At 44.8% G+C, this 13,492-nt stretch carries 10 protein-coding genes, 2 pseudogenes and 1 riboswitch; of the genes and pseudogenes, 5 read left to right on the forward strand and 7 right to left on the reverse strand.

Annotation, left to right across the window (positions count from 1 at the left end):
- Window positions 1-17: 17 nt before the first annotated feature.
- From NYE56_RS03040 to NYE56_RS03070, 7 genes and pseudogenes are all read right to left on the reverse strand, one after another.
- Window positions 18-146, reverse strand: a pseudogene (locus NYE56_RS03040) (hypothetical protein); the annotation flags it as partial.
- A 201-nt stretch (window positions 147-347) separates the two neighbouring features.
- Entirely contained in the window at window positions 348-557 is a 210-nt protein-coding gene (locus NYE56_RS03045) for a cold-shock protein (RefSeq protein ID WP_003234008.1), read from the reverse strand.
- 82 nt (window positions 558-639) lie between these two features.
- A complete protein-coding gene (locus tag NYE56_RS03050; protein ID WP_069322422.1) occupies window positions 640-1,455 on the reverse strand; it encodes an alpha/beta fold hydrolase in 816 nt (271 codons plus the stop codon).
- Window positions 1,456-1,467: 12 nt separating this feature from the next.
- Window positions 1,468-2,510: pseudogene (locus NYE56_RS03055) on the reverse strand (DUF4003 domain-containing protein).
- Between the two features lie 38 nt (window positions 2,511-2,548).
- Window positions 2,549-4,090 carry an outer spore coat copper-dependent laccase CotA gene (gene cotA / locus NYE56_RS03060; protein ID WP_123374351.1) on the reverse strand — a complete coding sequence of 514 codons (1,542 nt, stop codon included), beginning with the start codon at window positions 4,088-4,090 and terminating at the stop codon, window positions 2,549-2,551.
- A gap of 151 nt (window positions 4,091-4,241) precedes the next feature.
- The gene (gene gabP, locus NYE56_RS03065; RefSeq protein ID WP_341283442.1) at window positions 4,242-5,651 is read right to left on the reverse strand and encodes a GABA permease; all 1,410 of its coding nucleotides are present in this window, start codon (window positions 5,649-5,651) and stop codon (window positions 4,242-4,244) included.
- 37 nt (window positions 5,652-5,688) lie between these two features.
- Window positions 5,689-5,976 (reverse strand): hypothetical protein, encoded by a 288-nt coding sequence (locus tag NYE56_RS03070; protein WP_123374298.1) that lies wholly within the window; start codon window positions 5,974-5,976, stop codon window positions 5,689-5,691.
- 73 nt (window positions 5,977-6,049) lie between these two features.
- On the opposite strand from NYE56_RS03070, the gene mneS reads away from it, so the two are divergent.
- The 5 genes from mneS (at window position 6,050) to guaA (ending at window position 13,170) form a co-directional block, all read left to right on the forward strand.
- On the forward strand, window positions 6,050-6,922 hold the full coding sequence (gene mneS, locus NYE56_RS03075) for a manganese transporter MneS (protein WP_268556209.1): 873 nt from the start codon (window positions 6,050-6,052) through the stop codon (window positions 6,920-6,922).
- Window positions 6,923-7,072: 150 nt separating this feature from the next.
- On the forward strand, window positions 7,073-8,035 hold the full coding sequence (locus tag NYE56_RS03080) for an AAA family ATPase (protein WP_003233978.1): 963 nt from the start codon (window positions 7,073-7,075) through the stop codon (window positions 8,033-8,035).
- Complete coding sequence (locus tag NYE56_RS03085; protein ID WP_336155582.1) at window positions 8,035-9,231, forward strand: DUF58 domain-containing protein; 1,197 nt, start codon at window positions 8,035-8,037, stop codon at window positions 9,229-9,231. Before NYE56_RS03080 ends, NYE56_RS03085 begins: the two co-directional genes overlap by 1 nt.
- Window positions 9,232-9,252: 21 nt before the next feature.
- Window positions 9,253-11,466, forward strand: coding sequence for a DUF4129 domain-containing transglutaminase family protein (locus NYE56_RS03090; protein ID WP_153255757.1), 2,214 nt, complete (start codon window positions 9,253-9,255; stop codon window positions 11,464-11,466).
- A 162-nt stretch (window positions 11,467-11,628) separates the two neighbouring features.
- Window positions 11,629-13,170: a glutamine-hydrolyzing GMP synthase gene (guaA, locus tag NYE56_RS03095; RefSeq protein ID WP_031315522.1), complete on the forward strand. Its 1,542-nt coding sequence runs from the start codon at window positions 11,629-11,631 to the stop codon at window positions 13,168-13,170.
- 143 nt (window positions 13,171-13,313) lie between these two features.
- A riboswitch (purine riboswitch) is annotated at window positions 13,314-13,415 on the forward strand.
- Window positions 13,416-13,492 lie beyond the last annotated feature (77 nt).

Consider the following 13,492-nt stretch of genomic DNA (forward strand, 5'->3'; position numbering starts at 1 on the left):
TTGGGCTGAGTGGTTTTTTAATGGACGAGCTGCAGGGCTAATGATCCGAGCCATTTAAAGATATGAATCAGAGGTACCGGCAAAAACAGAAGTTCAACATATGAGTTCATTGCAACATTCAGCTTTTTGAACGCAGATCTTCTTTTTGCTGCTGGTTTGAGATCACGTTATCACTCCTCTTATATCCATATTAAAACAGACAAAAAAGCCCTAAACGTTTACAGTTTTGGGCTTCTTTCTTCGTATTTGGCCTCTTGCAATAAGAGGCTTTTATTCTGAAATATAGAATTTTGTCTCCGTTCGGGGTTTGTTTGCTTGCAGGAGACTGCATTTGTTATAGGGAAGAACTAGCTTGTTTTCGTTTGGCTGTTGTTTTGGAGATTCACTAATGAACGGATGCCGTCGACCATTTTACTTCCGCATAAAGGGCACAATGGCGTATCACTGCTGGCGAAGTTTTTTCGGGTCCAGCCATTACAGTCTTCTTTTGTGCATTCCCAAGTACTCACATCTTCTTTTGGCAGCGGTTCTTGATTTCGTTTGTTATAGTAAGACATAAAGTCACTTCTTCCCTCATGTATTTTACTGCACATTTCTTATTGTCTCATACTTTTCCCTAATCTCCTAATTCCTTTTTCTTTATGACTTTCCAATAACCCCATCTAAAAAGGAGAGGAGTGTGCTGTTAAAAGCATCTGGCTCTTCTAAAAACGGGCAATGGCTGCTTTTAGAAAAGGTAACGAGTGTCGCGTTTGGAATATTGCTGCGCAAGTGTTCTCCAGCTGCTGTAGAGAAAAATTTCTTGTCTTCCCCGAAGCACAGCAATGTCGGTACATTGATGTTTTGGAGGGTGCCCCGGTAATCAGCGGCCGTTTGGTTAAATAAAATCGTGCTAGAAATGGCAGCCGGCTGTTTGAGGATTTCTGCCAGCATCCATTCTGTTTCGGTCTCGGCAGGCGGTTCTGCGAACATATTCTGGATGAAGCTTTCGTAGAAAGGCAGCGGGTCAGTTTGAATGGCGTGCATCGCTGTTTTTAAGCCGTCAAAATCAAATGGACCGTGTTCCCAGCCCTCCCATTGATAGTCCGAAGCGGATTGATCGATGATCACAGCGGCTTGAATGTTATCATTCCCAAACTGATTGAGATAATCCCATACGACAAAAGCACCCATTGACCAGCCGGCAAGAACGACATGATCAAGCTCCATTGCATTTAGAAATTCCCTTATGTCACGGGCATATTGGGAAATGGTGTGGCCGTGAAGCACTTTGTCAGATTCGCCGTGTCCTCTAAGATCAAGACGAATACATTGATAATTGGCAGAAAGCGCCGAAAATTGTTTGTGGAAAAATTGTCCGCTCATCAGCACCCCATGTATAAACAGGATCGGCGTCCCGCTCCCGTGTGTTTCATAGTAAAGGCGTGTCTGATCTTCTAATGTGATGTATGGCATGTTTCTCCTCCTTTAGTTTCCATCATGAGTATGGCTGGCTGCTGTTGAGCTGATGATGGCAGCTGTCGCGACTGCCTGCTGTGCTTGAATGACTGTTTCGATAGCGGTGTATAGTCCTGATTCCATCAGCAGATTTTTCTCCATATGCTCACTGAGATAGAGGCTGACAGCAATTTTAAAATTCATTTCCTTTTGCCATTTAAAAGCTTTTTCCTGGTTTAATTCGTCAGTGATGCACAAAACGGTTTTGATATCTGGCTCTTCCAGAAATGTGAGGAGAGCAAGGTCTGGATAATGATAATCCTTTGGTTTTTTGACATCAGTGATTGATATATCTGTTTGCAAGCGGAAACAAGCATTTCGGGCTCTTTTTCACTTTGCAAGGCCAGAATATGGCTGACCTGATGTAAGTACTGTCCTTTTTTAAAGCCGTTGGCTGCCAGCAGCTGATAGCATGTTTCCGCCTTCTGTAGCGCCTGCAAACCTTCTCCGTTTTCTCCAAGCAGTACGGCAAGCGGAACATTCTGAGTTGAAGTGAGGAAATAATGATTTTTCTTCATCTGCTGATAAACTGCTAGCCCCATGTTCATCTGTTCTTTTTGGTTTGTCGTTTCAGATTTGCCGGTGAGCAAGATCAGAGCGGAAAGGTATGTGAACATATCCCGCTTATATCCTAGCTTCACCATTTCATTGTATACATCGATGAAAGTATGAAATGTTTGTTTTGCCTCATGCTGAAAATGAATGTCCAGAATAGATGCAACAGTAAAGCGGTGGTGTGAATTGAGTGTTGAGAAGCTGCCGATGTTTGATTTGATATAGCTGCTCAAATCATAAAAGCGCTGAAAATCAAACTCTCTTTTATTCACAATATATGCAGAAGAAATGAGCATTAATATCTGATCGTGTGAAACTTTCCATTTTAATTTTGTTTTTAATTCAGCATAAATGGAAATGTATTGCTTTATTTTTTCATGTAGGTCGTGTGTCAGCATAAAAAGCAGCTCCTTTTTGCTGTTTTTACGTAATACGATAAATAGGGCCAAAGGTTTCATAAAGAAAAAACTTGCCTGCTAGAGGCAAGTTTGTCGGGTTATTTATAGGGATCTGTTATATCCATCGGTCTCATCATGTCATAGTCTTCATGCTCTAGAATATGGCAATGCCATACGTATCGTCCGCTGTACGGACCGAATGTCGCCGCGATTCTCAGGACTTCACCTGCATGCGCTTGAATGGTGTCTTTCCAGCCCTTTTCACTTGGCGGCGGCGGGACAGCCGGACCGGTATAGGACAATTCCCCGCTTTCTTGATAACGGGCGATATCAAACGGCCGCCGGTCTAATACACGGAAGGAGACTAGATGCAGGTGGATCGGATGTGTTCCGCGTGTTGGGTTGATAATGGACCATATTTCAGTTGTGCCGACTTTTGGTGCTTCTGTGACGGGATCGTGCCAGCGTTTGTTATTAAGCAGAAGGACGGGTCTGCCGTATTCGTCCTGGGTGCCTGCCAGTTTTAACGTTCTGATGTTTTGTATTCTTTCATGCTGTACCGAAGGGTATGAGGCGAGGTACTTCGGCTTTCTGCTTTCGTCTTTTTGTGCCAATGGTTTTGTGACTCTGAATTGCATGATATTCGCATCTGTTTCAGGATTGACGTCACCGCCGCAGCCCGCGCTGTTTGCCAAAATGATCGATTCTCCTTCATATGCTGTGAAGTCAATGATGATATCATAACGTTCAGCAGGCGCAAGGCTGAAAGAATTCAGTTTAACAGATCGCGGCAGGAGCCCTCCATCTGAACCAATCTGAATAAACTCTCCGCCATTATCGAGTGACAGGTTATAGGTTCTTGTATTGGAGGCGTTGATGACACGGAATCGGTATTTCCTTGGCTCGACTTCCAAGTATGGCCATACCTTCCCGTTGACAAGTATGGTTTCTCCGCAAAAAGCCGGAACGATTGAAGGATTAGGCAGTGACGGAGAAGGGTTTTCCGGTGCGCTCGGATAAAACAAAGAACCGTCCTCATTGATCGTGCGGTCTGTGATAAGAAGCGGCACATCGTATTCGTCTGAAGGAAGTTTTAAGCGTTTTTCCTTTGGGTCATGAATGATATAAGCACCGACAAGTCCGGCATAAACATTTAGCCTGGTGAGCGCCATGGCGTGATCGTGATACCACAATATAGCCCCGCGCTGCTGGTTTGGATAATGATAAACCTCTCTTTTGAAATAAGGTCCTGTTTGTTCAAAGTCTTTGGAAAACCAAGCCTCCGGATATCCGTCACTATCATCTGGCGTGACGCCGCCGTGTAAATGAACAACAGTCTTTACCTCGGGCTCTTCATGCTGGCTGTCACTGTGATGAATGGTGTGATCAATCGGAAGGAAATGCGTGGAAGGAAGGTTATTCATCCATTTTACATATACGTTTTCATTTCTTTTAACCTCAATGGTCGGCCCCGGAAATAAGCCGTTGTAGCCCCACAGGCGGGTTGGAGGGAGATCGCGATGGAGCTGATGGGTGCATTCCTCCATGGTGACTTCGTAGTATGTTTTTTCTTTTGATTGCTGTACTGGCTTTAGTGTATCTGGGATTGGGAGAGCATCCACAAATTTTTCAAGTGTCATTTTCATCTGTCCTTATCTAAATTTTCCAAATTGGTACTATAGTTAATGACAATAAGGACGTGATGGTTACAAAAAATCTTCGTGCTGCAGACCGCCCGAAGAAGAAAATAACAAAATCCTAAACGGCAGGCCGTTTAGGATTTGATCAGCATTAAGGCAGGATATCGGGCTGCTGCTGTGTGACTGGGTTGGCAGCCGCTTTCTCGCTCACCTTGCGTTTTCTGAACACAAGGTAAGAAATCAAAACGATTCCCGTAATGACGCCTGTCAGCAGCAGCTCGTCTCTCATGGAATCAATAAACGCCATGGACACTAAAATTCCGCAAATGGCGATGATGGTCAAGTAGGTTAGGAAAGGGAAGAGCCACATTTTGATCTTCAATGCTTCCGGGTTTGTTTTTTCGAGTTTTTTCCGCATTTTCAGCTGGGAAACAGCGATGACAAGATAGACGAGTAAAGCGATTGCGCCTGATGAGTTGACTAAGAATAAAAAGACGGTATCCGGTGAAAAATAGTTCATTACGACCGCGATATAAGAGAAAAATGTCCCGGCCACAATGGCTTGTACGGGAACGCCTTTTTTGCTCAATTTCATAAAACGGCGCGGCGCTTCGTTTCTTTCTGCAAGAGAATACAGCATTCTGGATGTGGTGTACAAACCTGAATTCAGGCAAGAGAGTACAGCTGTGAGGACGATAAAGTTCATAATCTGTGCGGCTGCCGGCACTCCTATATGCTCAAGTACAGCGACGAAAGGGCTTTCTAAAATATTTGCTGAATTCCATGGCAACAGCGCCACGACAATGGCGATTGAGCCCACGTAAAAGACAATGATGCGCCATACAACGGATTTGGTGGCTTTTGTCACAGATTCGATCGGGTTCGATGTTTCCCCTGCTGCAATGGCAACGATTTCAGTCCCCATAAAAGAGAAGATGACAACGACAATGCCGAGCAATACGGAGCTGATGCCTTCCGGGAAAAATCCGCCTTTGCCTGTAAGATTCGATAAACCGACTGGCTCACTGCCCGGTGCAAAGCCAAAAATAAAGGCAAAACCAACGATTAGAAAAGCAATGATAGTCACAACTTTAATGAGGGAGAACCAATATTCAAACTCACCGAAAGACTTAACGGAGTAGACGTTTGTCAGGGTGAGCACAATGGTCAAGATCAAACTTGTCAGCCACAGCGGAATATCATGGAACCAGTATTGAATAATGCCAGCACCGGCAATGGCTTCGATCGCGATGACGATCACCCAGAAAAACCAGTACAGCCAGCCGATTGTAAATCCTGCCCACGGTCCGATGGCGTCGTGAGCGTATTGAGAAAACGATCCGCTCGTCGGGTTTACGGCAGACATCTCACCGAGCATTCTCATAATAAAAATCACCAATAATCCGGCTAACGCGTAAGAAACAATGGCACCCGGACCGGTCGAGTGAATCACTGAACCGCTGCCTACAAATAGGCCGGCTCCGATTACACCGGCAATCGAAATCATTGTCATATGGCGGGTCTTTAATTCCTTTTTTAATCCTGATTGAGACTGGTTCATCAGTTACCTCCTTTTAAAATGCAATCATTACTGAATATTATGATAATTGAAACTCTATCATAAATATACAGTTTGTCGAAAATTCGTGTAAGAAAATATACCAGCTTATTTCAAATTTGTAGTGTTTTGTTTGCGCTTTCAGCGAATGTGTGGAAAAAATGTTTCGTTTTTTATTCGCTGTGTGATTTTGCGTAATATTTACAATTCTATAGAATGCGAGAAGTGCTGGTGTCATTGGGTTTGATGGGCTTTTTGGCGGAGCAAATAAATTGGATGAGAGAAAAAGTGTTCCATCATCACTATTTTTCTGTGGCGGGTGAATCATGTTTCTGTAGACCCACTGCGGTTCAGCTTTGTAAGATAATAATAGGAAAATGTGAGCGGGGAGGAGGTTTTGTATGGAGAGATATGATGAACTGAAAAAGGGAGAATCCGGAGCGCTGGTCAGCATTGCCGCGTATCTTGTTCTTTCCGCAATTAAACTGATCATCGGTTATCTTTTTCACTCGGAAGCACTTACGGCAGACGGGTTAAATAACACAACTGACATTATTGCTTCTGTTGCTGTGCTGATTGGCCTGCGCATCTCTCAAAAGCCTCCTGACGAAGATCATCCATACGGCCACTTTCGAGCGGAAACGATTGCATCGCTTATCGCATCGTTTATTATGATGGTTGTCGGACTGCAAGTGCTGTTCAGCGCCGGAGAATCTATTTTTTCTGCTAAACAAGAGACGCCGGATATGATTGCGGCCTGGACGGCAGCGGGCGGGGCAGTCCTGATGCTGATCGTTTATCGGTACAATAAAAGGCTGGCCAAAAAGGTGAATAGCCAGGCGCTCCTTGCTGCGGCTGCTGATAATAAATCAGACGCATTCGTCAGTATTGGCACATTTATCGGCATTGTGGCTGCTCAATTCCATCTTGCTTGGATTGATACGGTCACTGCGTTTGTGATCGGTCTGCTGATTTGCAAGACCGCATGGGATATCTTTAAAGAGTCATCTCACTCTTTGACAGATGGATTCGACATAAAAGACATTTCCGCTTATAAACAAACAATCGAAAAAATCTCCGGTGTGAGCCGTTTAAAAGACATAAAAGCAAGATACTTGGGCAGTACGGTTCATGTTGATGTGGTGGTTGAGGTATCGGCAGATTTAAATATTACGGAAAGCCACGATATAGCCAATGAAATTGAGCGGAGAATGAAGGAGGAGCATGCGATTGATTATTCGCATGTTCATATGGAGCCTTTAGAACACAAATAATTGAGCTTCCTGCCACAGGAAGCTTTTTTGTGTGTTTTGGCCAGCTTTATTGGAAACAATTTGCTAGAATCGTTTTTTTATACAGATTGCTTTTTGTGGTAAAGTTAGGTTACATTATGATGAATTTTGTAGATGACTAGGAGGAAAAGAATGGCATATCAAGAAGACCTGCATCCTTTGCTGGGGAAAGCAGTTGAACATATTAATAGAGTAATGGTTGGAAAACGAGACATCGCCATACTCAGCTTAGCAGCCCTTCTTGCCAAAGGGCATGTGCTGCTTGAGGATGTACCCGGAGTCGGAAAAACGATGATGGTCCGCGCGCTGGCAAAGTCAATCGGCGCCGATTTCAAAAGAATCCAATTCACTCCGGATTTGCTGCCATCTGATGTAACAGGGGTATCTATCTATAATGCGAAAACGATGGAATTTGAATATCGTCCCGGCCCGATTATGGGAAATATCGTGCTGGCAGATGAAATCAACCGTACCTCTCCGAAGACACAGTCGGCTTTGCTCGAAGCGATGGAAGAGGGTAGCGTCACGGTAGATGGCCATACGATGCAGCTTGCCGATCCGTTTTTTGTGATGGCAACGCAAAACCCGGTCGAATATGAAGGAACCTATCCTTTGCCGGAAGCCCAGCTTGACCGGTTTTTATTCAAACTTCGGATGGGTTATCCGTCCTTTAATGAAGAGCTTGACGTCTTATCTCTTCAGGAAAAAAGCCATCCGATTGAGACGCTTGAGCCGGTTATTGCAAAAGAAGACTTCATCTGTTTACAGAGGGAAGTGCAAAATGTCCGTGCTGATGACAGCATTAAGGAATATATCGTTGAAATTGTGCAGAAAACGAGACAGCATCCTTCTGTTCAATTAGGCGTCAGTCCGCGCGGCTCAATCGCCCTCATGAAAGCGGCACAGGCATACGCGCTGCTGCATCATCGCGACTATGTCATACCGGATGATATTCAATATTTAGCTCCTTTCACGCTGCCGCACCGGATGATGCTTCATCCTGAGGCAAAATTTGAAGGGATTCAGGCAGAAGCGATCGTAAGGGAGATCATGTCAGCTGTGAAGGTGCCGGTTCAAAGGTCGTCGGTCCGCTGATGAATAAGAAATGGCAATGGCTCGTATATGGTTGGAAGCTGATTATATTAACTTTATTGACGGCTGCTGTTTTTTCTTATGCGATGTTTCAGGGCGGCTTTGTCAGCTGGTTTTTGTTTTACGCGTTTCTCCCTTTTGTCTTGTATGCCGGGCTGCTGGCCTTGTATCCGCTCCGTTCTTTTCAGGCTTCAAGGCAAATGGATAGAACACAATTGCATGCGGGGGACAGGCTGGGCGTAACGGTTACGCTGAGAAGAAAGCTGCCATTTCCCCTGATGTATATGGTGATTGAAGATTGCCTGCCAGAAGGTATCGAGTCATTAAATCGAGACGGAGCCGCGGCCAAACGGCTCGTTTTTCCTTGGTTTAAACGGAGCATGACGATGTCGTATGAATTAGCTCGGGTACCGCGCGGAGAGCATCACTTTCATTCTGTCAGGGTGCGAACCGGGGATGTTCTTGGCTTGATTGAAAAAACAGCATTTTTTGAGCTGGATGATACCCTGTTTGTTTATCCATTCTTTCAGCGTTTTTCCTATCAGGTGAATGAGAGGCATCAAGAAGACGGTGTAAGCAGTTCTTCTCCTATTCATCAGCACCATTCCTCAGTCGCAGCAAGTGTGCGGAATTATCAGCCGGGAGACCGGTTTGCTGCGTTAGATTGGAAGACATCTGCACGGCGGAGCCAGCTGATGACGAAGGAATTTGAGCCTTCTCGCAGCAAAAATCTGTTTCTGCTGATGGACCGTTTTTCCTCAGACGCATTCGAAGAGGTCGTTTCAGTGACAGCTTCGATTCTTCATTCTGTTTTAAAAAACGGCGCGGGCGCTGGCTTGGCTTCCATCGGAAAGGAAAAAAACATTTTCCCTATTCAGGAAGGGGATCAGCATTTTAAGCACATGCTTCGGCATTTAGCCATCGCTCATTGTGATGCGGCAGACCCGATAAGCCGATATGCACGGGAAGAGCTGGGAAAGCCATCTGTTCGCCAAGCTGATCAAGTTGTTGTCACGGGACAGTTAACGGAAGATATGCTGCACCTCGCAGATATAGGAGGCGGCCGGGTTACGGTGATACTGGCAAAAGAGAAAGATGCTGAGCTCTCTCAAGCTGAAAATGTCATGATTGAACGCATGATGAAACGCCAAATCAGAGTTCGGGTCATGAGGGGCGGGCGAGTTTCGCGTGTTGTTTAGAAAGAGAGGTGACTGGTTCACATGCCGCACGATGATCACAAGGGAAGCCGTTTGAGCTTGCTGTTATTTTATTTTCTGGCTTTTTTATTGCTGTGGGAGTGGCTCAGGCCGCTTGACAGTTTTACTGAAACGAAACATACAGGCTTTTTTAGTGTCTTTATCGGTTTGACGTTTCTGCTGACTTTTTTCAGGATGAGGTGGTTTGTCACCGTTCCTTTTTGTGTCATATTTACATTGATCTCGATACACATCCTGTTTTATCAAGGATCTATATTCGACTTGAGCTGGGTCAGCTCTTTTTTGCAGGATGTCTATCTGAATATCACGCTGATTCAATCTGGGCAATGGAATGACATGATTCCTTCATTTCGGACCCTGCTGTTTTTTGTGCTGCTGTGGCTGCTGGTCTATCTCCTGCATTATTGGGTGATTTACCAGAGAAGAATTTTGTTTTTCTTTTTGATGACAGTAGCGTATATTACGATTCTTGATACCTTTACGCCATATGATGCCACTTTTGCCGTCATCCGTATCGTGCTGATCGGCTTCTTTATGCTGGGCCTTTTATACTTGGAACGCATTAAGCTGATGGAAAGAATCACACTGCCAAAAACATCTGTCCTGAAATGGTTTCTTCCTTTATCTGTATTGGTTTTGGCTGCAACGGGATTCGGACTCGCCGCTCCAAAATCAGAGCCGGCCTGGCCTGATCCGGTGCCTTTTCTTAAAAAAATCACTCATCAAGACCGCGTGTCTGCAGGGGAAAGCAAAATCGGATACGGGAATCATGATGAATCACTCGGCGGCCCGTTCCAGCAGGATGCTACACCTGTTTTTACATGGCAGGGAAAAGAGCGTACGTATTTCCGTGTGGAAACGAAGGACACGTATACCGGAAAAGGCTGGATTGAAACAGACACAGGCATGTCGTATCAGCTTAGCAATGGAAAAGTTGAAAATCTGTGGTTTGACCATAAGGTTGCGACAGAGCGCCGCACCGTCCGTGTAAAAGTCGATAAGCACTACGGGTATAATCATCTGATGTATCCGATTGGTGCGGAAACCATTCAGCCAAAGCAGGCTGTCTCACTTGAAATGAACGGCAACACGGAGCAAATTTCTCCGATCAGTGAACAAGCCGGTGAAATCAGAAATATGGGGAATTATACAGTAACGTACAATTCCCCGGTCTATAAGCTGGATGAACTGAGAAAGGTAAAAGTGAGAAAAAACAGTGAGGAGTACACATTCAGCGATCGCTACATGCAGCTTCCAGATTCACTGCCAGAGCGGGTGAGAACCCTTGCGATCAAACTGACTCAGGATCACGACAATATGTTTGATAAGGTGAAAGCGGTTGAGGACTATTTAGGGTCAAATGCGTTCACCTATGAAACAGAAAACGTGACCATTCCTAAGAATGATGAAGATTATGTCGATCAATTTCTCTTTGAAACGAAAATGGGTTATTGTGATAACTTTTCTTCCGCCATGGTGGTGCTCTTGCGCTCGGCCGGCATTCCGGCCCGCTGGGTAAAGGGTTATACGTCCGGCGAATACAAAGAAGCAGGGAACAAAAATGGCAGCATTTACGAAGTGACAAATAACAATGCCCATTCCTGGGTAGAGGTGTATTTCCCGGAACAGGGCTGGGTTACATTTGAGCCGACTAAAGGGTTTACAAATCCGGCTGAATTTACTTCTTCTGACACAAAGGACTCCGGCAGCGATAACAGCAGCTCGCCGAAGAAAGCAAAAGAGAAACAGAAAGAAGAGAAAAAACAGCCGCAAAAAGAAGAAAAACAAAAGGAAAAACGGGAGCCAGCTGTTTCTAAAAAGCCGTCCGCTTCACATACTAATGCAGGTGCTGGCTTGTATGCAGCGCTTGCGGTTCTTGCAGTCCTCCTGGTGGCAGCTGTATTGCTGTATGTTTTCCGCTCGTTATGGATTCCTGTTTTCACCGTGAGGAAATTGAAGCGGCGCAGCGATCAGCACGCGTTTTTTGAGGCATATGACGCGCTTCTGAAACAACTGAAGAGAAAAGGGCTGCCGAAACGAGGCAGTGAAACGCTGCGTGATTATGCAAAACGAATCGATGAAAAATACGACATAGAAGACATGTCAAAATTGACATTAAGCTATGAAAGGGCGCTTTACAGAAATGAAGATTCTTCAGTGCTTTGGAATGATTCCAGAGAGTTATGGGAAAATTTAATTAAAAGAAGATGGTCTTGACCGCTTATCAACGTGTTGTTAGAATTAGTGAATATTATCGGAGTCTGGGAGCGAGTTGGCCTGACTCCGGCAAACGGCCTTGCCAAAGAGGGCGGAGCGAGCTTCATATCTGTCCTCGTTTTTTTCTGTGTCAAAAAACTTAGAGGAGATTAGGTGACAACCATGACAAAGTTAGTGAATGAAATGATTCTTGTCCTTGATTTCGGCAGTCAGTATAACCAGCTGATTACACGCCGTATCCGTGAATTCGGTGTTTACAGCGAGCTGCATCCACATACATTGACGGCTGAAGAAATTAAAAAAATGAATCCAAAAGGAATTATTTTATCCGGCGGTCCAAACAGTGTGTATGATGAAAACTCTTTCCGCTGTGACGAGAAAATCTTCGAGCTTGATATTCCTGTTTTGGGAATTTGCTACGGCATGCAGCTGATGACTCATTACCTTGGCGGTAAAGTTGAAGCGGCAAGCCAGCGTGAATACGGAAAAGCAAACATCCGCATCGAAGGCACACCTGATTTGTTCAAAGATCTTCCAAACGAACAAGTGGTTTGGATGAGCCACGGCGATTTGGTTGTAGAAGTTCCTGAAGGCTTCACTGTTGACGCGACAAGCCATCACTGCCCGAACTCAGCGATGAGCAAAGCGGACAAAAAATGGTACGGCGTTCAGTTCCACCCGGAAGTGCGCCACTCTGAATACGGCAATGATCTTCTGAAAAACTTTGTATTCGGTGTTTGCGAATGCGAAGGCGAATGGTCAATGGAGAACTTTATCGAAATCGAAATGCAAAAAATCCGTGAGACGGTCGGAGACAAACAGGTTCTTTGCGCGCTAAGCGGCGGCGTTGATTCCTCTGTTGTTGCTGTTTTGATTCATAAAGCGATCGGCGACCAGCTGACTTGTATCTTTGTAGATCATGGTCTTCTCCGTAAAGGTGAAGCTGAGGGTGTTATGAAAACATTCAGCGAAGGCTTTAACATGAATGTAATTAAAGTAGACGCAAAAGATCGATTCTTAAACAAACTAAAAGGCGTTTCTGATCCTGAACAAAAACGCAAAATCATCGGTAATGAATTCATTTACGTGTTTGATGATGAAGCGGACAAGCTTAAAGGCATCGACTACCTTGCACAGGGAACGCTTTACACAGATATCATCGAGAGCGGTACAGCAACGGCGCAAACGATCAAATCTCACCACAATGTCGGCGGACTTCCTGAAGACATGCAGTTTGAGCTGATCGAGCCGTTAAACACGCTCTTCAAAGACGAAGTGCGCGCGCTTGGCACAGAGCTCGGCATTCCGGATGAAATCGTATGGCGTCAGCCGTTCCCAGGACCGGGACTCGGAATCCGCGTTCTTGGCGAAGTAACAGAAGAAAAACTGGAAATCGTTCGTGAATCAGATGCGATTTTGCGTGAAGAAGTTGCAAATCACGGGTTAGAGCGTGATATCTGGCAATACTTCACTGTTCTTCCTGACATCCGCAGCGTTGGTGTTATGGGTGACGCAAGAACATATGATTACACAATCGGAATCCGTGCCGTTACATCAATCGACGGCATGACATCTGACTGGGCGCGTATCCCGTGGGATGTGCTTGAAGTCATTTCGACACGTATCGTAAACGAAGTGAAGCACATTAACCGCGTGGTGTACGATATTACAAGTAAGCCGCCTGCGACGATTGAGTGGGAATAAGAATCAATTAATGGAAACCATCTTTTTGGCAATTTTGCCGGGAAGATGGTTTTATTTGTTTATTACGAACAAAATCCGATTTTGTGTGACTATTGTTCGCTTTTTGTATTGTTTTTTCAAAATGAACTTGGTACAATAGACACAGAAATCAAATAAGGTGAATTCGTATAATCGCGGGAATATGGCTCGCAAGTCTCTACCAAGCTACCGTAAATGGCTTGACTACGTAAACATTTCTTTCGTTTGATATAAATAAAACACGTTTATTTATTCGAACTGAAATCCGTCTGTAGTCAAGCGTCCCAAAATTATTGGGGCGTTT

The sequence above is a fragment of the Bacillus sp. FSL R5-0603 genome (genome assembly GCF_038050295.1).
Taxonomy (GTDB): Bacteria; Bacillota; Bacilli; order Bacillales; family Bacillaceae; genus Bacillus; species Bacillus subtilis.